28 protein-coding genes are annotated in these 23,748 nt (G+C 67.4%); 18 read left to right on the forward strand and 10 right to left on the reverse strand.

The features are described 5' to 3' along the window. Window positions 1-37: 37 nt before the first annotated feature. Entirely contained in the window at window positions 38-187 is a 150-nt protein-coding gene (locus tag EV646_RS38805; RefSeq protein WP_158290929.1) for a hypothetical protein, read from the forward strand. Window positions 188-324: 137 nt separating this feature from the next. Here the strand turns inward: EV646_RS38805 and EV646_RS09520 are convergent, their stop codons facing one another. Further along, window positions 325-795 (reverse strand): winged helix-turn-helix transcriptional regulator, encoded by a 471-nt coding sequence (locus tag EV646_RS09520; protein ID WP_241995681.1) that lies wholly within the window; start codon window positions 793-795, stop codon window positions 325-327. A gap of 107 nt (window positions 796-902) precedes the next feature. On the opposite strand from EV646_RS09520, the gene EV646_RS09525 reads away from it, so the two are divergent. The 4 genes from EV646_RS09525 (at window position 903) to EV646_RS09535 (ending at window position 3,756) form a co-directional block, all read left to right on the forward strand. Continuing rightward, the gene (locus EV646_RS09525; RefSeq protein WP_199236910.1) at window positions 903-1,721 is read left to right on the forward strand and encodes an oxidoreductase; all 819 of its coding nucleotides are present in this window, start codon (window positions 903-905) and stop codon (window positions 1,719-1,721) included. 44 nt (window positions 1,722-1,765) lie between these two features. Next, complete coding sequence (locus tag EV646_RS09530) at window positions 1,766-2,284, forward strand: nuclear transport factor 2 family protein (protein WP_132146258.1); 519 nt, start codon at window positions 1,766-1,768, stop codon at window positions 2,282-2,284. Window positions 2,285-2,441: 157 nt separating this feature from the next. Then, on the forward strand, window positions 2,442-2,807 hold the full coding sequence (locus EV646_RS40575; RefSeq protein WP_199236911.1) for a YhgE/Pip domain-containing protein: 366 nt from the start codon (window positions 2,442-2,444) through the stop codon (window positions 2,805-2,807). A 61-nt stretch (window positions 2,808-2,868) separates the two neighbouring features. Continuing rightward, window positions 2,869-3,756, forward strand: coding sequence for a DUF3533 domain-containing protein (locus EV646_RS09535; RefSeq protein WP_199236912.1), 888 nt, complete (start codon window positions 2,869-2,871; stop codon window positions 3,754-3,756). A gap of 222 nt (window positions 3,757-3,978) precedes the next feature. Here the strand turns inward: EV646_RS09535 and EV646_RS09540 are convergent, their stop codons facing one another. Then, window positions 3,979-6,771: a helix-turn-helix transcriptional regulator gene (locus EV646_RS09540; protein WP_158290930.1), complete on the reverse strand. Its 2,793-nt coding sequence runs from the start codon at window positions 6,769-6,771 to the stop codon at window positions 3,979-3,981. Between the two features lie 136 nt (window positions 6,772-6,907). Between EV646_RS09540 and EV646_RS38810 the strand changes: the two genes are divergently transcribed. Continuing rightward, complete coding sequence (locus EV646_RS38810; protein ID WP_158290931.1) at window positions 6,908-7,129, forward strand: hypothetical protein; 222 nt, start codon at window positions 6,908-6,910, stop codon at window positions 7,127-7,129. 62 nt (window positions 7,130-7,191) lie between these two features. Beyond that, complete coding sequence (locus EV646_RS09545) at window positions 7,192-8,178, forward strand: class I SAM-dependent methyltransferase (protein ID WP_132146264.1); 987 nt, start codon at window positions 7,192-7,194, stop codon at window positions 8,176-8,178. Window positions 8,179-8,249: 71 nt separating this feature from the next. Here EV646_RS09545 and EV646_RS09550 read toward each other — a convergent pair whose 3' ends face one another. Together EV646_RS09550 and EV646_RS09555 are read right to left on the reverse strand one after the other, a co-directional pair. After that, window positions 8,250-8,468, reverse strand: a complete 219-nt coding sequence (locus EV646_RS09550; RefSeq protein ID WP_132146267.1) for an NUDIX hydrolase — start codon at window positions 8,466-8,468, stop codon at window positions 8,250-8,252. Window positions 8,469-8,492: 24 nt separating this feature from the next. Beyond that, window positions 8,493-8,951 carry a MarR family winged helix-turn-helix transcriptional regulator gene (locus EV646_RS09555; RefSeq protein ID WP_241995687.1) on the reverse strand — a complete coding sequence of 153 codons (459 nt, stop codon included), beginning with the start codon at window positions 8,949-8,951 and terminating at the stop codon, window positions 8,493-8,495. Between the two features lie 101 nt (window positions 8,952-9,052). Here EV646_RS09555 and EV646_RS09560 point away from each other — a divergent pair, with 101 nt between their 5' ends. Together EV646_RS09560 and EV646_RS09565 are read left to right on the forward strand one after the other, a co-directional pair. Beyond that, on the forward strand, window positions 9,053-9,709 hold the full coding sequence (locus tag EV646_RS09560; protein WP_132146273.1) for a hypothetical protein: 657 nt from the start codon (window positions 9,053-9,055) through the stop codon (window positions 9,707-9,709). Window positions 9,710-9,794: 85 nt separating this feature from the next. Further along, entirely contained in the window at window positions 9,795-10,364 is a 570-nt protein-coding gene (locus EV646_RS09565; RefSeq protein ID WP_132146276.1) for a mycothiol transferase, read from the forward strand. On the opposite strand, the gene EV646_RS38815 is transcribed toward EV646_RS09565, so the two are convergent. Beyond that, window positions 10,347-10,868 (reverse strand): AAA family ATPase, encoded by a 522-nt coding sequence (locus EV646_RS38815; RefSeq protein WP_158290932.1) that lies wholly within the window; start codon window positions 10,866-10,868, stop codon window positions 10,347-10,349. The genes EV646_RS09565 and EV646_RS38815 overlap by 18 nt on opposite strands. Before the next feature lie 30 nt (window positions 10,869-10,898). Between EV646_RS38815 and EV646_RS38820 the strand changes: the two genes are divergently transcribed. Further along, window positions 10,899-11,573 carry an HAD family hydrolase gene (locus tag EV646_RS38820; RefSeq protein ID WP_158290933.1) on the forward strand — a complete coding sequence of 225 codons (675 nt, stop codon included), beginning with the start codon at window positions 10,899-10,901 and terminating at the stop codon, window positions 11,571-11,573. A gap of 2 nt (window positions 11,574-11,575) precedes the next feature. Here the strand turns inward: EV646_RS38820 and EV646_RS09575 are convergent, their stop codons facing one another. Continuing rightward, on the reverse strand, window positions 11,576-11,950 hold the full coding sequence (locus tag EV646_RS09575; protein ID WP_132146282.1) for a VOC family protein: 375 nt from the start codon (window positions 11,948-11,950) through the stop codon (window positions 11,576-11,578). A 135-nt stretch (window positions 11,951-12,085) separates the two neighbouring features. Between EV646_RS09575 and EV646_RS09580 the strand changes: the two genes are divergently transcribed. The 3 genes from EV646_RS09580 to EV646_RS09590 are packed head-to-tail and all read left to right on the forward strand — an operon-like array spanning window position 12,086 to window position 13,947. After that, a complete protein-coding gene (locus tag EV646_RS09580; protein WP_132146285.1) occupies window positions 12,086-12,499 on the forward strand; it encodes a VOC family protein in 414 nt (137 codons plus the stop codon). A 25-nt stretch (window positions 12,500-12,524) separates the two neighbouring features. Continuing rightward, window positions 12,525-13,424 (forward strand): alpha/beta fold hydrolase, encoded by a 900-nt coding sequence (locus tag EV646_RS09585; protein WP_158290934.1) that lies wholly within the window; start codon window positions 12,525-12,527, stop codon window positions 13,422-13,424. A gap of 4 nt (window positions 13,425-13,428) precedes the next feature. Beyond that, a complete protein-coding gene (locus EV646_RS09590; RefSeq protein WP_132146291.1) occupies window positions 13,429-13,947 on the forward strand; it encodes a DinB family protein in 519 nt (172 codons plus the stop codon). Here EV646_RS09590 and EV646_RS09595 read toward each other — a convergent pair. Next, window positions 13,936-14,907, reverse strand: coding sequence for a 2-hydroxyacid dehydrogenase (locus EV646_RS09595; protein ID WP_132146294.1), 972 nt, complete (start codon window positions 14,905-14,907; stop codon window positions 13,936-13,938). The two genes, EV646_RS09590 and EV646_RS09595, sit on opposite strands and share 12 nt — an antisense overlap. 102 nt (window positions 14,908-15,009) lie before the next feature. On the opposite strand from EV646_RS09595, the gene EV646_RS09600 reads away from it, so the two are divergent. After that, a complete protein-coding gene (locus tag EV646_RS09600) occupies window positions 15,010-16,014 on the forward strand; it encodes a magnesium and cobalt transport protein CorA (protein WP_132146297.1) in 1,005 nt (334 codons plus the stop codon). A gap of 190 nt (window positions 16,015-16,204) precedes the next feature. On the opposite strand, the gene EV646_RS09605 is transcribed toward EV646_RS09600, so the two are convergent. Beyond that, window positions 16,205-17,518, reverse strand: coding sequence for a Gfo/Idh/MocA family protein (locus EV646_RS09605; protein ID WP_132146300.1), 1,314 nt, complete (start codon window positions 17,516-17,518; stop codon window positions 16,205-16,207). Between the two features lie 78 nt (window positions 17,519-17,596). Between EV646_RS09605 and EV646_RS09610 the strand changes: the two genes are divergently transcribed. Continuing rightward, window positions 17,597-18,559, forward strand: coding sequence for a LacI family DNA-binding transcriptional regulator (locus tag EV646_RS09610; protein ID WP_132146303.1), 963 nt, complete (start codon window positions 17,597-17,599; stop codon window positions 18,557-18,559). Here EV646_RS09610 and EV646_RS09615 read toward each other — a convergent pair. Beyond that, a complete protein-coding gene (locus tag EV646_RS09615) occupies window positions 18,556-19,044 on the reverse strand; it encodes an Lrp/AsnC family transcriptional regulator (protein ID WP_132146306.1) in 489 nt (162 codons plus the stop codon). The two genes, EV646_RS09610 and EV646_RS09615, sit on opposite strands and share 4 nt — an antisense overlap. A 116-nt stretch (window positions 19,045-19,160) precedes the next feature. Between EV646_RS09615 and EV646_RS09620 the strand changes: the two genes are divergently transcribed. The 3 genes from EV646_RS09620 to EV646_RS09630 are packed head-to-tail and all read left to right on the forward strand — an operon-like array spanning window position 19,161 to window position 22,636. Continuing rightward, window positions 19,161-20,249 (forward strand): thiamine pyrophosphate-dependent dehydrogenase E1 component subunit alpha, encoded by a 1,089-nt coding sequence (locus tag EV646_RS09620; RefSeq protein ID WP_132146309.1) that lies wholly within the window; start codon window positions 19,161-19,163, stop codon window positions 20,247-20,249. Between the two features lie 3 nt (window positions 20,250-20,252). Further along, on the forward strand, window positions 20,253-21,239 hold the full coding sequence (locus EV646_RS09625; protein WP_132146312.1) for an alpha-ketoacid dehydrogenase subunit beta: 987 nt from the start codon (window positions 20,253-20,255) through the stop codon (window positions 21,237-21,239). Further along, window positions 21,236-22,636 carry a dihydrolipoamide acetyltransferase family protein gene (locus EV646_RS09630; protein WP_132146315.1) on the forward strand — a complete coding sequence of 467 codons (1,401 nt, stop codon included), beginning with the start codon at window positions 21,236-21,238 and terminating at the stop codon, window positions 22,634-22,636. The genes EV646_RS09625 and EV646_RS09630 overlap by 4 nt, the downstream gene beginning before the upstream one ends. Window positions 22,637-22,698: 62 nt before the next feature. Here EV646_RS09630 and EV646_RS09635 read toward each other — a convergent pair whose 3' ends face one another. Continuing rightward, window positions 22,699-23,406 (reverse strand): TetR/AcrR family transcriptional regulator, encoded by a 708-nt coding sequence (locus EV646_RS09635; RefSeq protein ID WP_132146318.1) that lies wholly within the window; start codon window positions 23,404-23,406, stop codon window positions 22,699-22,701. Window positions 23,407-23,748 lie beyond the last annotated feature (342 nt).

A 23,748-nucleotide genomic window follows, 5' to 3' on the forward strand; every position in this document is an offset into this window, starting at 1 on the left:
TGGAGCTCGCCGTGACCCCCGGGGCCGGGAACTCGCCATGCGCGCCCATCAGATCAAGCGCAGTTACGGCGTCAGCACCGTCGCGAAACTCGACAACGCCAGTCTGACCGCAGCCTGCACGGCTCTGAAAGCACTGCACGACACCCCGCTCGGAGCGACCGTCACCGAGCGGCGTCAACATCCGTAGACCAGCGGCATGCACGGGGCGGGCACTGAACACGAACGGGCCTATCTGCGCGGCCTCTTGAAGTATGCATTGAATGATCTCGACGGCCTGGCGTGAGTTCTCCGGCGTGGGGTAACCGCCTGCCGATTTGCCGCCGGTCAGGCTTCGGCGGGTTCGGCGTGGATGGTGTCGCGAGTGACCGGCTCGCCGCAGTGGTGGCAGAGCAGGTCGACTTCGAGCGGCTGGCCGCAGGAGTGGCGGCGGGTGAGGGCCGGGGTGTCCACTGCCCACTTGTCGCCCCACTGGGAGAGAGCGAGCATGACCGGGAAGAGTTCCCGGCCGGCCTCGGTGAAGTGGTATTCGTGGCGGGGCGGGTGTTCGCTGTACAGCCGGCGTTCGATGACGCCGGCAGCCTCCAGCTTGCGGAGCCGGTCGGCGAGGATGTCGCGGGACACCCCGGTGTAGCCCGCGATACGGGCGAAGCGGTGCACGCCGTAGCCGATCTCGCGCAGGGCCAGGAGCGACCACCGCTCGCCAAGGACTTCCAGAGCGCCTGCGAGTGAGCAGGGACGGACTTCCAAGGGTTGCTCGGCCATGCGGATGCCGGGGCGTAGGTCGGGATCGGTCATCACCTCACCCTAGTCGGGTGTGTTGCGATTTCCAACTCACTGGTCTACCGTTACGGCCTGTCGGTAGGAAAACACAACACACCGCTTCTTCTTGGATTCTGGAGTTCATGATGACGACAACTCGCCCGGTGGCACTCGTGACAGGTGCGTCCTCCGGCATCGGGAAGGAAGCCGCGCTCGCGCTGGTCACAGCGGGCTTCGAGGTGGTCGGCACCAGCCGCGACACCTCGCGCGTCACCCCGCTGGACGGGGTGACGTTCCTCGACCTCGACGTGGCCAGTGACACCTCGGCCGCCGCCACGGTCCAGCAGGTGATCGAGCGGTTCGGGCGGATCGACGTCCTCGTCAACAATGCCGGCATCGGCTCGATCGGTGCGGCCGAGGAAAGCTCCATCGCGCAGGCCCAAGCGGTCTTCGACATCAACGTCTTCGGGGTCATGCGCATGGTGAAGCAGGTCCTGCCCCACATGCGAGCCCGGGGACGCGGGCGCATCGTCAACCTCTCGTCCGTCCAGGGATTCATCCCCGCGCCCTTCATGGCCGTCTACGGCGCGTCCAAACACGCGATCGAGGGCTACTCCCAGTCCCTGGACCACGAGGTCCGGGAGTACGGCGTCCGGGCACTGCTCGTCGAACCTGCCTACACCAGGACCGGATTCGAGGCCAACAGCACGCAGCCCGACATGCCGCTGCAGGTGTACGCACAGCAGCGACAGACCTTCGGCCGCCTGATGGCGGCGGCGATCAAGGACGGCGACGACCCCGCGATCGTCGCCAAGGTGATCGTCGCGGCGGCAACGGACCCGAAGCCGAAGCTGCGCTACACCGCCGGCACCTTGGCCGGACGCGCCAGCACGTTGCGCCGCTTCGTTCCCGCCTGGGCCTTCGACAGTCAGATCCGCAAGCTCAACCAGTTGGCCGGCTGACCCCTACCCAACCCCCAACGCTCCGTTCATACCGGGAGAGGCTCATGCACGACATCTCACACTCCGCCGCCACGACGGTCGCGCGCTGGCGCGGCGCCGCGGAAAGCGGTGACGTCGACGCCGCCGTCGCCTGCCTGAGCCCGGACATCGTCCTCAGCTCGCCGCTCACCGAGCAGTTCCGCCTCGAGGGATCCGACCAACTACGCGACTTCCTGGCCTCGGCGTTCACCGCGATCGAGAACATCCGCTTCCACACCGAGACCGGCCAGGGCGACACGTACGCGCTCGCCTACCGGGCGCGGGTGGGGAACCAGCCGTTCGAGGAGGCGCAACTGCTGCGGCTCGACGACAAGTCACACATCAGGGAGATCACGCTCTTCGGGCGTCCGATGCCGGCCCTCACCGCCCTGATGACCACCCTCGGGCCGGACCTCGCCCGCCGGCAGGGCCGCCGCGGCCTCGCGACACTCCTACGCGCCAGCGCCACACCGGTACACGCGATGGTCACCTTCGGCGACCGCACTGTCGTCCCCCGAACCCGGCCCGGAGCCAAGCCGACCTGAGAGAACCAGGTCGGACTGCCCGAGTAGCTGACGATCAGCAAGGCAACTCACGGACCTGCCCGAAATCTCCCATCGCTTGGTGAGCGCCCGGCCAGCCTGCAATGGCGCCGTCCGCGCTCCTCCTGATGTAGCCGCATTGTCCAGACCGGAGTGAGTCATGACTGGAATCCACCCCTTCCGCGTACTTCGCGCCAGACCCGTGTGGATCGCCAACGGCATCATCACGGGCGTACTCGCCCTGCTGTTCACCGTCTTCTACGTCGGGGCCAACATCGATCCGGTCGATCACCTGGAGAACCTGCCTGTCGGTCTGGTCAACGCAGACAAGGGGGCTGCTGTCGGTGGCAAGCAGGTCAACCTGGGAGCGCAGATCACCGAGTCGATCAAGAAGTCCACCGCAAGTCGGGACAAGATCGACTGGAAGGTGATGGACCAGAGGGAGCTGAAGGAGGAACTCGCGAGGGCAAGCTGTACGGCGCGCTCGTCGTGCCCGGCAACTTCACCTCCTCGGTTACCGCATTGACCAGCACCGCATTGACCAGCACCGCGGCCATCGAGAACCCGGTTCGCCCCCGACGCTGACGGTGCTGACCAACCAGTCCGCCGGCAGCGTGGGCTCCAGCCTGGCTCGGGCGGCTTCGAGGGCGGCGGCCGAGAGCGCCTCGCTCCAGGTAGGCAAGGGGCTGATCACCCAGACCAGGCCCGAGCAAGCGAAGCTACCCGCCGCGGCCCGCCTGCTGCTGGCCGACCCGGCCGCCGTCACGGTCCAGGACGGGCATCCGCTCGACTCGCACAGCGGCCTGGGTCTGACGGCGTTCTACTACGCGCTTGTCCTCGTGGTGTGCGGCATGCTGGCCGCCAATGTCATCAGCGGCCAGGTGGACCACGCCCTGGGCTACACGCACAACGACATGGGCCCGCTGCGGCTGCATCGCCCTCTGATCCGGGCGACCCGGGTCCAGACCCTCGCCACCAGCAGCACCCTGATGATCGGCCTTTCCCTATTGATGGGCACGATGGTGATGGTGGCGGCGGTCGGCATCATGGGGATGGACGCTTCCCACCTGCCGCTGCTGTGGCTCTACTCGGTGGCCGCCATAGCCGTCGCCGGAGTCGGTGCGCTCGCCCTCCTTGCCGTCTTCGGTACGCCCGGCATGTTGGTCGTCACGCTGGTCTTCATCGGGATGGCGGTGCCGACAGCCGGTGCCACCACGCCGATCGAGGCGCTGCCCGGCTTCTATCGCTTCCTCGCGGAGTTCGAGCCGCTGCGGCAGATCACCGGTGGTATCCGCTCCATCCTCTACTACGACGCCCAGGGTGACGCCGGCCTGACCCGGGGCTGGGTGATGATGGCCGTCGCGCTCGTGGTGACCGCACTGTTCGGGTTCGGTGTGACGAGCTGGTACGACCGCAAGGGGCTGCATCGCATCCCGGCCGAGAAGAAGCCCGACGAGACCACCGTCCTGGCGTAGCGGCGCGCCCAAGGCCTCACCACGAAAGAGATCCTGCGCTGCCTCAAGCGCTACATCGCCCGCGAACTCCTACCCCACATCCACCAAGCCTTCACCCCAACTCCTTGACGATCTATAGCGCCGGTGACTTCGAGTACAGGAGCGGCGCTGACTCCAGCGGGCTGCGTGCGTAAGTGTGATCGTCAGGTGTCGTCGCGGACGCGTCAACTCGGCCGTTCGGTGCTAGCGACCTCCGTCGCCGGCTGCCACCTTGGCTGCAAGCTGGGCACGGTTCCTTACCTCGAGCTTTTCCAGGATGCTCGAGACATGTCGCTCGACCGTCTTGCGAGACAGGAACAGCGCGCCCGCGATATCCGGGTTGCTGGCGCCACCGGCGATGAGGTTCGCGATCTCGCGCTCGCGGTCGCTCAGGACGGAGAGGTCACCGGTCGGCCCTGCTCGCGGTCCGCGTCGCCATGTGCGGATGCCAAGTTGGCGCAGGAGCTGGTCGATATGCGCCCGCTCCGTCCTGGCCCCGGTCGCCTCGGCGATCGCCGAGGCTTGCCACAGGATCGTCTCCGCTCCAGCCGTGTCGCCGTCGCCCGCTTTCACGAGCGCGATGTTCGTGCGGGCCCAGATCGATTCGATGCCCATCCCCAGTCTGTCCGCTGTGTCGATGGCGTCTTGAAGCGAGGCACGATCCCCTCGTCCTGCTGCGGCAAGGGCCGATCGGGCTCGTAGCTGGTCCCACGCTTGAAGGTCGCCCCGCGGCGGCGCCTTCTCCGCCTCTTCGAACCAGCGCATGGCCTCGGCGACGGCTCCGACGCGCGCCAGCGACTCAGTGGCTGCTCGGGTGAACTCCAGGCGGCATCTGGTGCATCGCGCTTCCGCGACATCCGTGCGGGCGGTGGCGATTCGAGCGCGCACCTCGTCGGCGCGCGCAGCTCCTCCGAGCCGCGAGTGCCAGCGCGAGATGGCCTGATGGAGCGGGATGCGGTGATGAGGATCCCGTTCGCTCTCGCATTGCGCCACCAGGCCAGCGAGTGCGGCGCGGTGGTCGCCGGCGGAGATCGTGCCGATCAGCCGATACATCCGCGCGCCCATGGCTGACCGAGAAGGCTCGCCGATGCGTTCCGCGAGCGCCTCGCATTCTTCGGCCACCTCCTGAGCCTCGCTGAGGTGGCCGCGCAGGTATCTCGTTTGGGTGAGCCACGAACCGATGTCGAGGGCGATCCCTGAAAGGAACGAGCGGCGCGCCTCCAGCCACGCCGCTGCGAGCTGCTCCTCGGCTTCGGGGAGGCGACCCAGGAGCATGAGAGCCGAGCCACGCCGGAGGCTCGCCTGCAGCGATGCCTCGATGCCGGCCCCTACTGCAACTCGGGTGAGCTCGTCGACCAGGGGGAGGATGACTTCCGGCTCGTTCGCCTGCATGGCGTCCACACAGGCGAGCACGAGGGTGTGTTCGTATGCGCTCTGGAAGCGTGGCTCGAGCGGCTCCGCTGGGCGGGTCGAAGCGGCCAGGGCGCGCGCGCGTTCGAGAGCAGCGATCGTAACGATCCCCGCTTCCTGCGGGCGGTTCTCGAGCCACCGTGTGATCGCTGCGTCCGCGGCCTGGAGCTCCAGGAGGAGCACCGGGTCGTCGCTGCCCGCACTGCGCGCGCGCTCGAGGTGTGCGCGCGCATCATCGGTCCGCTCGAGCTGCTGTGCCGCTTCGGATGCGCCTAGCCAGGCGCGCGCGCGATCACGCGGCGTACCCAGTCGGTCCGCGATGCGCGCCCATCGTTCCATCGCAAGCCCCTGCTGACCGAGCTCCGCGGCCAAGGATGCGAGTTCGCCTTGCAGCTCGCACTCCTGCGGCGTGCCGGCCGGCACCGAGTCGACGAGAGCAACGATCGACCGCAGCCCGTCGAGCCCTATCAGCCTGCGCATCGGTGACCGTACGATCCGGAGGGTAAGCGGTAGGTGGTCGCGCCCTGCCCGATTCCTGGCTTCTGCAGCCCTCAGCAGCAGCGTGACGTTCTCGCCCGCAATGCTCTCCAGCCACGTGGCGACCCGCGCGTGGATGTCGCGTCGCCGTTCATCCGGAAGCTGGGTCTCGACGGCGGTGCGCACGAGGTCGTGGACGATTCGGAACGCGCCTCCCTCATCTACCAGCAATCCGGCTGCCATCAGTTCCACCAGCGCTGCCGTGAGCCGATCGTCCGGCCAGCCTCGGATCGCGATGAGATCCTCGACCGGCGCCTGCCGTCCGAGCACTGCGATCGTCTCCAGGAGCACCGCTGCGTCGGTGCCCGCCGCCGAGAGACGGTCGGCGACGATGCGCGCCACATCGGCTTCGACGTTCCGGGCCGTGGCCAGGAGCTCGCACCAGAAGGGAGAGCCGCCGGACCGGTCGGCGACCGCCGCAGCACCGCGAGGATCCAGTGCCGGGTTCACGGCGCGCGCCAGCGCCACTGTCGAGCGGTGGTCGAGTGGTCCGAGTGTCACCCGGGTCAGCCCTTCGCCAAGCAGGCGCTCCAGGGACGTGACGAGCGCGCTCACGGCAGTGGACCGCCGACCGCCGACGACGAGCGCCAGCGGATCACCGTCGGCCTGGGCCCCGCGCACCAGGTAGTGGATGAGCGCCGTGGATCGCTCGTCCGACCACTGGAAGTCATCGATCGTGATGAGGAGTGAGTCGCGGACGCCAGCCGCGCGATGGGCCGCTTCGAACACGGACGTCCAGTCGGGCAACGGGCCGCCGGGCTCCGGCGCGAGTATCGGGTCCAGGATCTGTCCGGCTGCGTGCGATGAGCGTGCGAGCGCGCGGGTCAGGTCGTGGCCGAGGGAGAAGGGCAGGCCCATCTCCGGCTCGTACGCGGACACCGCAACCCGATCGACCCGGACGTTCCTCAAAGCCTCGTCGATCAGCCTTGTCTTGCCGACGCCGGGTTCACCGTCCACGACGACTGCGGTCAGGCGCCGCGCGCCGTGCGCCCGGGCAACCGCAGCGCGAACTAGTTCGAGCTCATCCGTGCGCCCGAAGAACCCGGTCACTCGCGCCACCTTACGGGTACCACGTGCCCCCTGGATCTGAGGGAGATCCCTCATGATACGTGCCGACGGCTTCTCTAGCGTCATAGCCATGGATGCGGACAGTCGCATCGATCGGTCACACATCGGAGGAGGACCAATGCGCGGATTCCACTGTGTAGATCCGTCGCACGACAGGATCGAGTTCACCGGCGCGGATGACGAAGACCTGTTCCACAGCATCAAGGAGCACACCACCCGGGCCCATCCGCAGCTCACTGACAGCCAGATCAGGGAGATGATCGAGGGCGCGGACTGGTGGAAGGAAGTGGCAACATCCGGGGTCAACGCTGGATCGTCGCCGTCGGCCTACGACAAGTAACGCGGCCGGCGTCCTACATCGGCATCGTTGCGAAACCGGGCTGAACATGGCCGCCGCGTTTCGTGGTCCTCGGGGCCGGCTTTGGTGGCCTCGAGGACACGACGCGTCTGGCCGACGAGTTCGGCGACGAGGTCCACGTCACGCTGATCGACAAGAGCGAGGCGTTCGAGATGAACGACAACATCAGCCGTCGGTGCGGAGGCGCGGTGCGAGCGAACCAACAACAGGCGGAGGCGTGGAACGGACGGGAATCGGCGCACTTCGTCGACCACGCCGACCGCTACGACCGTCAGCTCGAGCCCTTCACCCAGGCACTCCTGGAATGGGCAAGGCTCGAGGGACACCATGTGGTGCTCGATGTGGGCTGCGGATCCGGTACGTCGACGCTGGCCGCCGCCACCCGAGCCGGACGCGTCACCGGCGTCGACTTTTCGGAGCCGCTCGTCGAACTGGCCCGGCGTCGCGCGCAGGACGCGCAGATCGGCAACGCCGAGTTCGTGATCGCTGACGCGCAGACTCACCAGTTCGACGCCGGCACGTTCGATCTGGTCATCAGCCAGTTCGGGTTGATGTTCTTCGACGACCCCGTGGCGGCGTTCACCAACATCCGACGGGCGCTGCGTGCCGGGGGCCGGGCCGCGTTCGTGTCTTGGCAGGGTCTGGCCGCGAACGAGTGGTTGACACTGATCGCGGATGCCGTTCGTCGGCACGTCGAGCTGCCCGAGTTCGGTGGGCTGTCTCGTGGACCCGGCATGTTCGCGCTCGCCCAACCGGACGACATCACGACGCTGCTCGGTGCCGCCGGGTTCGAACAGGTTGCGTGCCACTCGTGCACTCCCGCGATCATCCTCGGAGGTGGAGGCGGCCCCGACGACTCGGTCGACTTCCTCCTCGACATGGGCATGCCGAAAGGGCTGCTCGGGTTCGTCGACGGGGACAGCCGGGATGACGTGCTCCGAACCGTGCGGAGCGAGCTCAAGGATCGGTACCACGAAGGCGTTGGGATCCACCTCGGCGCCGCCGCGTGGGTGGTCACCGCCCAGGCGTGACCTCCACCACGAGGATGCGCTTGTCGTTGCTCGTTGGTGGTGCCCCTGAGTTTCCGGGCCGCGTCCCGAGGTTAGGTAGACCGAGGTGGAAGGCCGTTCTCCAGGTACGTCGTTGTCGCCGACGTTCGGCTCTTGAGTGCAGCTGCGACGCGTGCGAACTGCCCGGCATCGAGCAGTCGCTCGGCCTCGTCGAGTGTGACGAACCTGAAGCGGCTCACCTCGGTCGGCTGGATCACGATCCGGTCGATGTCGGCCGGTGCCAGAGCGCCACCGTCAACCACAGGTCGCATGCCGCTGAAGGTGCTGCGGTCGGCCTACTCGGGGGTGAGGAGTCGGGTGAGTAGGTCGGTGAACTGGCGGCGTTGGGTTGTGGTGAGCGGCGCGAGGAAGTCGGCCTGGGTCTGGTCGACGATCGCGTCGAGGGCGAGGAGTTGCTTCCTGCCGGCTGGGGTCAGGGTGACGATCTTGCGGCGCTTGTGGTCGGGGTCGACAGTGCGCTCGACCAGGCCACGGGCTTCGAGTTCGGAGAGGACCGCCGTGACGTCGCTGCGGTCGAGGCTGACGCTGCGACCGAGGTCGGCTTGGCTGGCGGCGCCGTACTCGTCGAGGGCTGCGAGCAAGCGGTAGTGGTACCCGCGAAGGCCGCCGCCCTGCGCCTCGAAAGCAGCGTTGAGGAGCCCTGACGAGCGTGCGAAGACGCGGGAGACGAGCCACGTCGGGCGCTGCGCTATGCGCGCCGGAGTGAGGTGGGGATGGTGGTCGTTCGCGGGCACGTTCGGATCATACGTGGTTGTTGGTCGCGCCAACATCGCGTACGTTGGTATCACCAACATTGGCCGCGCCAACAATGGCGCGTCACGAAGGAGATCCAACGATGAAACCTCAGAGCGACCCCGAGCGAGTCCTCATCGTCGGAAGGAGTCCGAGCGTGCTCCTCGAAGCCGTCGAGATCCTGCGAGGCCGGGGCTTCCTCGCCGATGCCACCAATCAGTTCGACAGCGTCCTGGACGAGTACGACGTCGCTGAGCTCGACATCGTCGTTTTCGGCGGTCAGGTTCCTCCGGACACCAAGCAGTACCTCCGTGAACAGATCGCAGCAACCAACCCGGACACGACCTTCATCCAGGGCCTAGCCGGCATCCCCGGCCTCATCGCAGCGCAGGTTGCTGGCGCCGGCCAACGCGAACCGGCGAACGAGAGCGTGGTCTCCTATGACACCGAACGGCGAGTTGTGCAGTTGAACTTGGACGACCCCGCCCACGTCACCATCGATGCCTATTGGCACACCTCCCTCACCCCACCCGAGCCCAAGAGCACCTCGCTGCAGGTGCTCAACACCGAACTCGCCAAGGGCAGCCACAGCGTTCCACTCCCCGCCGAGGTGCCGTCCGAGGCCGCCTTCGTAACCGCGACTGCCGGCACAACCGTGCATGCCTTCACGGCCAGCCCAATGCCACAACGCGTCGCTGCCGGCGGCGGTGCAAGCTCGCTGCCACCGGTCGCTCCCGTAACCACGCACAACCACAACTGATCCAACGCCCACGCTTCGGTGACGATCGTCTAAGCGTCAGGGTAACCGGAAGGGGATTGTCCGGAATGGGGGTTAGCGTGGCGGTATGAGTGACTATTGGTGGGAGCCTCCGCTGGCTGGGAATGAGGTTGAGCACCTGGTTGGGGCGCTTGATCGGTTGCGTACGACGTTCCGGTGGAAGGTGGACGAGCTCGACTCGGCCGGGCTGCAGGTGAAGATCGGGGCGTCGAGTATGACGCTCGGTGGGCTGCTCAAGCATCTCGCGGCGAACGAGGACTACATGTTCGCCGTGAAGTTCCGTGGTGAGCCGATGGGCGGGCCGTGGGAGGTCAACGGGTGGAAGGACGACAACGACTGGGAGTTCAACTCCGCGGCCGACGACACACCTGAGGAGCTCTACGCGCTCTGGGACGGCGCGGTCGAACGCTCCCGCGCGAGACTCGCTGCGGCCATCGCTGACGGTGGGCTCGACCAGCCCGCGCACATCAGCTGGCCGGACGGCCGGCACCCGAGCCTCCGCCGCCTCGTCTGCGACCTGATCGAGGAGTACGGGCGCCACACCGGCCACGCCGACCTCATCCGCGAAGCCGTCGACGGCCGGGTAGGTGAAGACCCGCCCTCCGGTTGGCACCCGGTGTCAAAGGTCGAGCGGTAGCCGGAGAGCCGTCAGAAGAGCGTCGACGACGTCCTCGACAGGGCCGCTCGCGTCGACGAGCAGAGCGCCGTACCGCTCGTTGTCTTCGGCAACGGTCTGATGCCAACCGAGGATCCGCCGGATCTCGTCCTCGGTCGAACCGAAGCCGCCAGTACGCGCGCTCAGCCGCCGGCGCAAGGTGGTCGCGTCGACGGTGAGGCAGACGACGGCGGTGAACAGCTCCCAGATCTCGCCTTCGTTCCCGACCGTCCCACAGATGAACCGATGCCCCGGCTCCGCCGCAATCCGCCGTACGGTCTCCGGTGGCAGCCGATACGTATTCCGAGCGAACCACTCGTCCCCGCGCTGATCAGGCAGCCGCACCTCCGCGCCGCTCGTGTTGTCGAACCACCGCGCAAGCCCATCCTCATCCGACCCATAGGCAACGTACCCCCGCCGCCGCAACTCCCCCCGAACCGCCGACTTCCCAACTCCAGACGTCCCGGTTATCAAGTACAAAGCCATGCGGAGAATCCTGCTGGGTACGGTTTCGGGGTGTCTGAGTCGTTGGCTGCGGTTGTGGGTGGGGTGGAGGCGTTTCTGCTCGACTTCGATGGGCCGGTTTGTGATCTGTTTCCGAGTGGGAGTGGGTCGCGGATCGGGGACGGCGTGCGTACGCCGATTCTTGCGGCTGGGATCGCCATGCCGGAACCGATCGCCAGCACCGTCGAGCACCTGAGGGTGCTCAGATACGCGGCGGAGCATGCGGCTGAGGTGCTCGACGAGGTTGAGCAGGCTGCCGTACAGGGCGAGATCGAGGCGGCCCGGACCGCTCCGATCACGCCCGGCGCCGCGGACTTTCTCGCCGCGTGCGCGCGGACCGGCCGGCCGGTGGTCATCATCAGCAACAACGCGGCCGCGGCCATCGAACTCTTCCTTGACTGCCATGACCTGACTGGCCTGGTCACCCCGGTCCTCGGTCGGCCGTACGCTCGGCCAGAGCTGATGAAGCCCGACCCCTTCAACGCGACCCAGGCGCTCCGATTACTCGACCGCGGCCCAGCAAGCTGCTGCATGATCGGAGACGAGCCGACCGACGTCCAGTTCGCCCACAACGCCGGCCTCAGCTCCATCGCCTACGCGAAATCCCCGCGGCATGAAGCGGCGCTGAGAGAGGTTGCTCCGCACGCGCTGACGCAGAGCATGTCGGCGGTCACGGCCTGTCTGTGAATTCAGGCTGAGCGCTCGGCAAGGCTGCGTTCGATGCAGAACTCGTTGTGCTCGGGGTCGAGCATGGTGACCCAGCCGGGGCCTTCGGGCGTCCGGTGGTCTTCGTGAATGGTGGCGCCCAAGGTGAGCAGGCGGTCGACCTCCTCGTCGCGGGTGCGTTCGGTCGGGACCCAGTCGATGTGGACCCGGTTCTTGACCGACTTCGACTCCGGTACGGCGATGAACAACAGCGAAGGCACTGGAGACGGCGCGACCACGAGGACCTCGTCGTCACCGGGTACGTCGCCGTCCGCGATCGGCCAGCCGGTCACGGTGCTCCAGAACTGCGCGAGTACGTACGGATTGCCGGCATCGATCGTGATGTGTCGCAGGATCATGGCGCGACCCTAGCCGGGCCGGCGGGCAATCGGCGGCTCATTTATCGACCGCCGGATCTGGGGTCTCGCGGACTGTCGGTGGGCGGGTCTAGGGTGCGGCCAAGAGTGGTTTTCATTGGGGGAAGGGGAGTTCAGATGGCGTCTCGGCTCAATCCGTACATCCAGTTCGACGGCAGTGCACGGGAGGCGATGGAGTTCTACAAGGACGTGTTCGGTGGGGAGCTGACGACCAACACGTTCGCCGAGTTCGGCGCGAGCCACGGCCCGGACGACGACGAGAAGCTCATGCACGCCCAACTCGAGACACCGAGCGGGTTCACGTTGATGGCGGCCGACACGCCGCAGGGGATGTCGTACAACCCAGGCGAGAACATCGCGGTCAGCCTGAGCGGTGACGACGGCGACGACCTGCGCGGTTACTACGAGAAACTGTCCGAAGGCGGCAAGGTCTCCGTTCCACTGGAGAAGCAGATGTGGGGCGACGAGTTCGGCATGGTGACGGACAGGTTCGGCATCAACTGGATGGTGAACATCGCCGCCAGCAGCTGAGCAACGCCTGCCGGATGGCAGGCGTGTGCAGTGGTGGGAAGGTGGCGCGGCGGACGGTCGCGCCGTGTTCTTCCTGCACGGGTGCCCGGACACGCGGCACGCCGCCTACAACGGCGATGCCGCGGCCCGGCGCCTCGGCGTGCGCCTGATCGCTGCAAACAGGCCTGGATACGGGCTGTCCGATGCCGGGGCGTCCACTCACGGGTCAGTGGCGGACGACATCGCGGCACTGGCGGACCTGCTCGGCGTCGGGGAGTACGCCGTACTGGGGATGTCGGTTGGTGGGCCGTATGCGTTGGCGTGTGCCGCCCGGCATCCGCACCGGGTGACAGCGGTCGGCGTGGTCGCGAGTCCTGCGTCAGTGCCCGAGCTGGAGCCGCCGTATCACCGCGATGACCTCGGCCCCGAGCAGCAGGCCTTCTTCAGCCGTCTCGCGCACACGACCCCACGCGAGGCGGTCGAGCAGATGCGTCCCGACTTCGAGCAGTACGTCGCCCAGCTCAACCCGGCCGATCCAGACGACACCGCCCTGGTACGGCGATTCCTCGCCCAGCTGGACCCACAGGACGCCGCACTCATCACCCAACCCGGGCCGACCGTCGACGGCAGAGCACTGGGATCGGATGCCGCGATCGCAGCCTCCGTCCGGGAAGCCCTCGCGAACCCGGACGGCTACCTCCGCGACGCCGCGATCTCCTTCCGGACTTGGGACTTCCGCCCCGAGCAGGTCGGATGCCCCGTGACTCTCTGGTACGGCGACCTGGACTCGAACGCCTCCGTCCGCAACGGCCGGTGGCTCGCCGAGCGCATCCCGCAGGCGACCCTGGTGATCCGCGAGCAGACGACGCATCTCGCCGTACTGCAGGAGCACTGGGACGACGTCCTGAAATTCACAGCGACATCCGCGACCGAAGAGCTAGCTTGAAAGCATGGGACTCAACGACGTCTTGTACGACCCGATCCGGCACAACAACTGGGCGACGAAGAGCCTGCTCAAGTTCTGCCGCGATCAGAACCTGACCGCCGAGCAGCTCGAAATCACCGGCGTCGGCACGTACGGCGGGATCCTCGCCACGCTCGACCACATCGTCCGGTGTGACGGCGGCTACCTGCGCCGGATCGCCGACAGCCCGCTCGACTACGTGGACAGCGAGGAGATGCCCGACTTCGCCACCCTCGAACGCTGGAACGACGAGGCCGGCGCGCTCTGGGAGGAGTTCCTCACCAAGCCGATCGACGTCGAACGCGTCATCATCGTCGACAACGGCACCCGCGGCACCCGGGTCGGCATCTTCATCGCCCAGGCGATCAACCACGCCAACCACCACCGCGAGCAGGTCTGCGCGATCCTGACCGGCCTCGGCATCCAGCCGCCCGACATCCAGGCGTGGGAGTACGCCTGGACCCACAGCCGCATCTGGGATCTGCCAGAGGGCTCAGCTGGATAGCCGTCGTACCAGATCTGCGGACTCCGCGACCGGGGTCACCGGAAGTCCGTAGTCGAACCAGTTGGTGAGGTTCTCCACCACGAGGCCGCCCATCGCGTCGCGGGTGGGGATTGACGCGGAGCCGACGTGGGGGAGCAGTACGGCGTTGGGGAGCTCGAGCAGACCCGGGTGCACCTCCGGTTCGTTCTCGAACACGTCCAGGCCGGCGCTCAAAATGGTGCCATCGCGGAGCGCGTCGACCAGAGCCGCTTCGTCGACGACCGAGCCGCGGGCGACGTTGATCAGGATGCCGTCCGGGCCCAGCGCCGCCAGCACCTCGGCGTCGACCAGGTGGCGAGTCTCGTCGCCGCCCGGGATGACGATCATCAGGATGTCGACGTCGTGCGCCATCTCGACCAGCGTCGGGTAGTAGCGGAAGGCGACGTCCTTGCGGCGACGGTTGTGGTAGGCAACGGAGACGCCGAACGGGGCGACCCGGTCCGCGATCGCCTGGCCGATCCGGCCGAGTCCGAGGATGCCCATCCGGCGGCCGTGCAACGTTGCCTTGGTCAACGGGTACGGCCGTTCCTGCCACTGGCCGGCGCGAAGGTAGCGCTCGGCCCGCGACAGCTCGCGGACCGTCATCAGCAGCAATCCGAGCGCGGTGTCGGCGACCTCGTCGTCGAGTACGCCGGGCGTGTTCGTCACCACCACACCGAGCTCGGCCGCGGTGGTCGCGTCGATCTGGTCGTACCCGACCCCGAAGCTCGCCACGATCCGTACGGCGGGCAGCCGCTCCAGGAAGGCCCGGTCGATCCGCGTCCCACCGGTGGCGATGGCAACGATCTCGTCCTTCCGCGCCGCGAGTACGGCATCCGGGTCGCTCTCCTCCCAGAGCCGGATCAGCTCGCACTTCCCGGCCAGCCCGGCCGCCACCGACTGGTTCATCGGACCCGGCATCAACACCACCGGCAGACCCATACGCCCTCCTGACCCGAACTGACACCGAAGTTCATCGCGGCTTTTCCACTCCACCCTATTTCGCGGCGGTCGCAGGGACGACGATCGGGGGAGGAGGTCATCATGATCATCGATTGCGCTTACTACCGGGACGGGCGCCGCCAGCACGTCGAGGCGATGTCGGTCGAGGACGCCGCGGCCAGCTGCAAGGCCGGCGGCTTCGTGTGGCTCGGGCTGTTCGAGCCGTCCCCCGAGGAACTCGCGCAGGTGAGCGAGAGCTTCGGCCTGCACGAGCTGGCCGTCGAGGATGCGCAGACCTTCCATCTCCGCCCGAAAGTGGAGCCCTACGAGGGCAACATCCGCCTCGTCATCCTGCGCACTTCCCGGTACGACGAGCAGCGGGAGGAGGTGGACTTCGGCGAAGTCAGCGTGTTCGTCGGGCCGGCGTTCGTGATCACCGTCCGGCAGGGAGTCGCCAGCGATCTGCACGGCGCCCGTCTCCGGCTGGAACAACGCCCCGAACTGCTGGAGGTCGGCACGAACTCGGTCCTCTGGGCGATCCTGGACCAGGTGGTCGACAGCTACGGTCCGGTCGTTGCCGAGCTGGAACGCGATATCGAGCAGGTCGAGCACACGGTGTTCGCCGGCTCCGTCGCGCCCACCGAGCGGATCTACTTCCTCCGCCGCGAGGTGACCGACTTCTACCGCGCGGTCCATCCGCTGATCGCCGTACTGGCGACGATCGAACGTAGTGCGCGCAACACCGAACTGCTGCCGTACTTCCGCGACGTGCACGACCACCTGGTGCTGGTGAACGAGGAAGTCGCGGCGCAGCGCGACCTGCTCGCGACGGTGCTGGAGGCGAACATGGCGGTCATCTCGGTCGAGCAGACCAAGGTGAGCGTCCAGCAGAACGCGACCATCGAGCAGCTCACCATCCTGGCCACGGTGTTCCTGCCACTGACCTTCCTGACCGGCTTCTTCGGGCAGAACTTCGGCTGGCTGGTCGACCACATCGGTGCCGAATGGGACTTCTTCGTCCTCGGCATCGGCGGCCTCGTCATCCCGTGCCTGGCCCTCTTCATCTGGTTCCGCCGCCAACGAGCAGCCCGCCGTCAAGCAACCTGACATACCTCGACGCAAATATTGGAAGAGACGGTGCGGCGGCGCGCGACCCGACCGAAGGCCATGCCTTCACACCTCAGGAGATGGCCACCTTGTATCACGGGACGAGGTGCTCGACGAGCCGCGCGGGACGGTCATCGACCAAGCGAGGTAGTTGGAGATGACCGTCCAGCGCATCGTCAGTGAGACAGGCTTAAGACCAGCCGCCTAGGTTCAGATTGGCGATGGTGACTGGCTGGCCGGTGGCGAGTGACTCGTTGGCGGCGATGCCGACCGCGATCGCTCGTACGCCGTCGTGGACGTCGGCGGCGCGGCCGAGCGGATCATTGCCCGGTCCCTGGAAGAGGTCGTTGTAGAGCAGCCGGTCGCCGCCGCCGTGCCCGCCGACACCCTGCGGAATCTCCACCTCGACGGCGGATGCCCAGTGCTTCTGCAGTACCAGCCGCTCGCCGTGCGTCCGTACGTCGCCGGCGACCACGCGCTCGGACGGGTAGCTCGGGTCGATCTGATCATCGATCACAGCGGCCCGCTCGACGACCTCCAGTTCGGCTCGGCCCTCGGTGCCGTTGACCGAGACGCGGTACCCCTCCCACGGCGCGTGGGCGTTGAGCGAGTAGCTCAGCCGGGCGCCGCTCGCGTACTCGGCGATTACCGCCAGGTTGTCCTCGATCGTGATGCCCGGACCGAACACGTCCTGGTCGCGGATGTAGCCGTCGTACTGCTCGCTCTCCAGGTACAGCTGCCGGTTGACGTCATCGTTGCGCAGGTCAAGCAACCACGGATCGTTGCTCGAGCCATCGATCGTGCCCCGCGCTGGTCGTTGCCCAAGGCCACGAGCTGCCGCGTTCTCGTCGCCGTAGAAGGACAGGCCGCCGGAGGCGAAGACCCGGCGAGGAGTCGAGGCGATCCACCAGTTCACCAGGTCGAAGTGGTGCGACGCCTTGTGGACCAGCAGACCACCGGAGAACCTCTTCTCCCGGTGCCAGCGGCGGAAATAGTCCGCGCCGTGCCGGGTGTCGAGCACCCACTGGAACTCCACGCTGGTCACCGCGCCGATCTCGCCGTCCAGGATCAGTTGCCGCAACGCGCTGTTGCGTGGCGAGTAGCGGTAGTTGAAGGTGACAACGACCGACTTGCCGAACTCGTTCATCGCGTCGACGATCTGACGGGTGCCGTCGGCATCGATCGTGAGCGGCTTCTCCACGATCACGTCCGCGCCGGCGCGCAGGATCCGGGAGACGACGCCGGCGTGGGTGTAGTCGGGGCTGGTCACGATCACCCGGTCGACGGATTGCTCCTTGATCATCCGTTCCAGGTCGTCGGCGCCGTACTGCGGAAGCTCGGAGCCGCCGAGCTCCTTGACGTTGCGCTGGTGGAACGCGAGCCGGCCCGGGTTCGGGTCGAGCAGCGCGACCAGTTCGGCCTCTTCGGGGTGCTCCTGGAAGATCGCGCGGACGTACTCCCGCGCCCGGCCTCCGGTGCCGGCGACTGCGTAGCGTCTGGGCAAGACGGACCCTTTCTACTCGTGTAGCTCAGCACGCTAGCAACCGTTTTCCACGTCGGTCAATGGCCGTACCATCGGCTCATGCCGAAGGACCCAGTCACCCGCAACGACGTGGCCATGTACGCCGGCGTCAGTACGGCCGTCGTCAGCTACGTGGTGAACGAAGGGCCGCGGCGGGTCGCGCCGGAGACGCGGGACAAGGTGCTGGAGGCGATCCGCGTGCTCGGCTACCGGCCGAACGCGACCGCCCGCGCGCTGCGGATGGGGACGACCCGGACGTTCGGCCTGATCACGCCGGACGGCGGCAACCCGTTGTTCGCAGAGCTCGCCAAGGCGATCGACAAGGAAGCGTCGGCTCGCGGGTACGTCGTTCTGCAGACCGGCGCCGACGGCGATCCGGCGACCGAGCAGGCGAAGATCGCGGAACTACTGGCCCGCCAGGTGAGCGGACTGCTCCTGGTCGCGCCCACCGATGATCCCGATTTGACCGATGTCGACATCCCCGTGATCGCGATCAACCGGGTGCTGCGAGCGGCGAGCTCGGTCAGCCCGCAGTACCGCGCAGGCGCGGCCCGCGGTGTCGAGCACCTGATCAATCACGGCCATCGCCGCATCGGCCTCGTGATCGGGCACAGCCGCCGTACGCCGGACCGCGAACTCGGCTGGCGCGATGCCCTCGAGCAGGCCGGCCTCGAGGAGGGCCCGATCGCGCGCACCAGCTTCAGCAGGCAGGGCGGGTACGACGCCGGCCGGGAGTTGCTCGATCAGGTTCCGACGGCCATCTTCGCCAGCTCGGATCTCCAGGCGGTCGGCGTCCTGCGGGCAATTCACGAGGCGGGGCTGAGGGTTCCCGAGGACATCGCCGTACTGGCGTTCGACGGTACGGCGGAAACCGAGTACAGCTGGCCGCCGCTGAGCGTCGTACGTCAGCCGTTGGAGCGCATGGCGCACGAGGCGGTGACGCGGTTGATCGACGGTCAGGACGCCGTGGAGGCGGTGACGTACCCGACCGAACTCATCCTGCGGCGGTCCTGCGGCTGTTAGAGCGTCCCGACGTCCTCGAAGATCAGCGCCGTGCGAGTGGCCAGGACCTCCGGAATCGCCTGCAGCTTCTCCAGGACGACCCTGCGGAGGTGTTCGTTGTCCTCGGCCCGGACCAGCAGGATGGCGTCGAAATCGCCGCCAACGAGGGCCATGTGCTTGACCTCGGGGATCGCCTGGAGTTGTTCCTTCAGCGTCCGCCAGGAGCTCTGCCGGAGACTGAGAGTGACGTACGCCGACGTCGCCAGGCCGAGCTTCAACGGGTCGAACGTGGCGGTGAAGCCGGTGATCACGCCCGTGGCGGTGAGCCGTTCCATCCGTGCGTAGGCGTTCGCCCGGGAGATGTGCACCTGGTCGGCCAGCGCCCGGATCGAGAGCCGGCCGTCGCGGGAGAGCGCCTCGACGATCTGCCGGTCGATCTCGTCCAGTGCCGGTGCGACGACCATCTGTCCAGGTTCGGAGGGGCTGATCATCACGTCGTCGGACATTCTGCTCCTCAATGGCAGGATTGGAGACCAAGCGTCTCGTGATTTTCCCAGGTCTGGATCCGATTGGCTAGAAGTACGACGATGAGGCCACCGTCCGTCTCCTGCATGGAGGGTCCATGACTACCGTCGAGGAGCGTTTGCTCCCGTCCGCTGAACCCGTCCGGTTGATCGACCAGGACGGGGTTTTCCACGACCATCCGTCGTACTTGAAGCCGGCCTCTGACCTACTCGTCGATGGCTACGCACAGTTGGTCAAAGGCCGCCGGATCAACGACCAGGCGAGCGCGCTCGTCCGCCAGGGCCGGCTTGCCGTCTACCCGTCGTCGCACGGTCAGGAGGCCTGCCAGATCGCGGCCACCATGGTCCTCCGCGACGGCGACTGGCTGTTCCCGACGTACCGCGACATCGTCTCGATCGTCAGCCGCGGGGTCGACCCGATCGAGGCGCTGACGCTGCTGCGGGGCGACTGGCACTGCGGCTATGACCCGTACGAGCGCAACGTGGCACCGCAGACCACGCCGTTGGCGACGCAGCTGATCCACGCGGTCGGCGTCGCGCACGCGGCCCGGTTGAAGGGCGAGGACACCGTTGTGGTGGCGATGTGCGGCGACGGTGCCACCAGCGAGGGCGACTTCCACGAGGCGCTGAACTTCGCCGCCGTCTTCAAGGCGCCAGTCGTGTTCTTCATCCAGAACAACGAGTACGCGATCTCCGTGCCGCTCGCCAAGCAGAGCGTCGCACCATCCCTTGCCCACAAGGGGATCGGGTACGGCGTACCTGGAGAACAAGCCGACGGCAACGATCTTGCCGGGCTGCTCGCCGTACTCGGGCAAGCGGTGGAGAAGGCGCGCGCGGGTGAGGGTCCGCAGCTTGTCGAAGCGCACACCTATCGGGTGCAGGCACACACCAACGCGGACGACGCCGGCCGGTATCGCCACGAGGACGAGGTGACCCCTTGGCTGGATCGCGACCCGATCAAGCGGCTGGAGGCGTACCTCACGCAGGAGGGGTTGCTTGACGATGCCGTCAAGCAGCGGGCAGAGGAAGACGCGGCGCAGGTCGCGACCGCGTTGCGCGACGGTTTGATGCCGGAGCCGGTGGTCGATCCGGCGGACCTGTTCGAGCACCTCTACACCGAACCGACGCCGCAGTTGAAGGAGCAGGCCGCATTCCTGCGGGACGAGCTCGCGCGAGAGGAGGCCTGAGCGATGACGCACGTAAAGATCACCATGGCGCAGGCGCTCAATCAGGCCCTGCGCGACGCGATGAAGGCCGACGACACGGTGCTCGTCTTCGGTGAGGACGTCGGTGCGCTCGGCGGGGTCTTCCGGATCACCGACGGGCTGACCGCGGAGTTCGGCGAGGATCGTTGCTTCGACACCCCACTTGCCGAGTCCGGCATCGTCGGGATGGCGGTTGGGCTGGCGATGAACGGGATGCGGCCGGTGGTCGAGATGCAGTTCGATGCCTTCGGCTACCCGGCCTTCGAGCAGATCGTGTCGCACGTGGCGAAGATGCGGAACCGGACCCGCGGCAAGATCACCCTGCCGATGGTGATCCGGATGCCGTACGCCGGCGGGATCGGCGGCGTCGAGCATCACTGCGACTCCTCCGAGAGCTACTACGCGCACACCCCGGGTCTCACCGTCGTTGCCCCGGCCACCGTCGCGGACGCGTACACGTTGTTGCGCAAGGCAATCGAGTTCCCCGATCCGGTCGTCTTCATGGAGCCGAAGAAGCTCTACTGGGCCAAGGAAGAAGTGGACCTGACCGAATCCCAGCCGGGGATCGGGACCGCCGTCGTACGACGGGATGGCGCGGACGCGACGCTGATCGCGTACGGGCCGACGGTGCCGGTGGCGCTGGAGGCCGCCGAGGTTGCGGCCGCCGAAGGTCGGCAGCTGACGGTGGTTGACCTGCGGTCGATCGTGCCGTTCGACGACGTGACGGTGTGTGCCGCCGTACGTCGTACTGGCCGGGCTGTGGTGGTCGCGGAGGCGAGCGGGTTCGCGAGTGTGTCGTCGGAGATCGTTGCCCGGGTCACCGAACGGTGCTTCCACTCGCTGGCCGCGCCGATCCGGCGGGTAACCGGGTTCGACATCCCGTATCCGCCGCCGAAGCTGGAGAAGCACCAGCTGCCGGGAGTGGACCGGATCCTCGACGCGGTGGACGACCTGCAGTGGGAGGACTCGTGAACACTTTCCTTCTCCCGGACCTTGGTGAGGGGCTGACCGAGGCGGAGATCGTCCGCTGGCTGGTCAAGGTCGGTGATGTCGTCACCGTCGACACCCCGGTCGCCGAGGTCGAAACCGCCAAGTCCCTTGTCGAGCTCCCCTCGCCGTACGGCGGGATCGTCGAAGAACTCCACGGCGAACCAGGCACCACCATCCCGGTCGGCAAGCCGCTGATCACCATCGCGGAGTCGCAGGAGCCGGCCGCCGAGGCGTACCGGAAGGAAGAGCGCGCGGGCTCGGGCAACGTCCTCATCGGTTACGGAACAGGTGACGGCGCTGGGGTTGGGCGCCGTCGTAAGCGGCGGCCGCACCTTTCCGGAAGATCACTGCCAGCCAGTGCAAACAATCTTCCGGAAACCGCGCCTAAGGTGCCGTTGGTGATTTCGCCGCTGGTACGGCGGCTGGCGCGCGATGCCGAGGTGGATCTGCGGGAGCTGGCCGGGACCGGGCCGGACGGGTTGATCGTGCGGCGGGACGTGGAGCTGGCGATCGCGCAGCGGCTGGAGCGGACACAGACGCCCGCCACCGCGCAATCGGCGACGCCCGCCGCTGCGCAGCCGGAGACGCCCGCCGTGCAGCCAAAGCCGGAGACGCCCGCCGCCGCGCAGGCGGTGCCGGCGGAGGGTGAGCGCGTCGCGGGGGCGACGGATTCGCGGACCGGGCTGGCCGAGTTGCGGCGGATTCCGATGAGTGGGTTCCGGAAGGTCGTCGCGGCGACGTTGAGCCGGAGCCGGCAGGAAATTCCGGAGGCGACGACCTGGGTGGACGTCGACGCGACCGCGCTGATCGACCTGCGTGAGTCGTTGCGATCGGCAACGGATCCCGGGCCGGGGCTGCTCGCGTTGATGGCGCGATTCGTGGTCGCCGGACTGCAGAAGTACCCAGAGCTGAACGGCTTCGTCGACACCGAGCGTGAGGAACTCGTCCAGTACGAGGGGATCAACCTCGGGCTCGCCGCACAGACCGACCGGGGCCTCGTCGTACCGGCGGTGGTGAACGCTCACCAGCTGACGACGCGCGGGCTGGACGCCGAGATCCGGCGGCTGACCCAATCCGCGCGGGCCGGCCGGCTGACGCCGTACGAGCTGTCCTGTGGCACGTTCACGCTGAACAACTACGGCAGTTTCGGCGTGGACGGCAGCGCGGCGATCATCAACCACCCGCAGGTCGCGATCCTCGGCGTCGGCCGGATCATCGACCGCCCGTGGGTGGTCAACGGCGAAGTCGCGATCCGCAAGCTGACGCAGCTGTCCTTCGTCTTCGACCACCGAGTCTGCGACGGCGGCACCGCGGCTGCGTTCCTCCGCTTCGTCGCCGACGCGTTCGAGAACCCGGCGTCGGTCTTCGCCGACCTCTGACCTTGAGAACGCACCGACCATCCCGGCGCGGTCAGAATGGTCGAGGGGGTCTCAAGGTGAGGTCAGGAGAGCTGGCGGGGGCGTAGGCCGATGAGGATGGTGCGGAGGCCGGTGGTGAAGCGGGCTTCGGGGCCGGCGAGGTTTTCGCGGCTGAGGTAGGCGGCCAGAGTCGTCGCCCCGACGCCGAGCTGGTCGCCGGCCTCGGTTGCCCACGTCGCTTCGGTGAGTCCACTACGCCGTACGGTCGCCGTCCACGCGGCGTCGGTCACCGCGGCGCCGATGACGTAGTGGAAGACCGCCGAAACGGCCGCGTCCAGATGCACGCCTTTGAAGCCCGCTGAGCTCAAGATGGTAAGCACGCGCTCAGCCAGCGCCTGGTAGTTCGGCCCGAGCCCCGCGTGCGAGGCGAGCAACTGCGGCGCCCAGGGATGCGCCCACAACGCCTCGTACGCCGCCCGCGCCAGCACTGTCACCTGGTCGCGCCAATCGCCGGAGTCCGCCGGCACCAGCGCCTCCCCGAGTACGGCGTCGACGGCGAGCTCGAGCAGGTCGTTCTTGTTCGCGACCCGCCAGTACAACGCCGATGTCGCGGCCGTCCCGAGCTCGGCCGCCATCCGCCGCATGGAGAACGTCTCCAAGCCGTCCCGGTCGAGCACTTTGACCGCCGTACGGACGATGTCGTCCCGGCTCAACGGCGCCCGCGTACCGGCCGGTTCGGCCCGCAGCCACACCGATCCGAGCACGGTCTTCTGATCCGCTTCGCGTGCCACTCGCGGCATCATAGCGAATACAGCGATTCAGATTCTAAAACAGTGATTCAGTTGCTATGAGCAACTACACGGCGTCGGGGAAGAAGGACGCTCGGTTGCGAAGTGTAAGGAATGTGTGAGGCGCGGGCTTGCTACTTGCGCACGGAGTGCCGCACCACCAAGATGCGGAGGGCGATTGTTCTACGCGGGGGCGGGCGGACTGGAGCAGACCGGTCTGGGGATGACGGCGCACACCGGCTGATGCCGGCATCGACTGATGGCTTGAACCGATTGGTCCAAGCCGGGGGACAGACTTCCGGTTGGACCACCGACGACCGTGCCGGTCGTACCGACCGGCCTCAG

This window comes from Kribbella antiqua, assembly GCF_004345665.1.
In the GTDB taxonomy this organism is placed as follows: domain Bacteria; phylum Actinomycetota; class Actinomycetes; order Propionibacteriales; family Kribbellaceae; genus Kribbella; species Kribbella antiqua.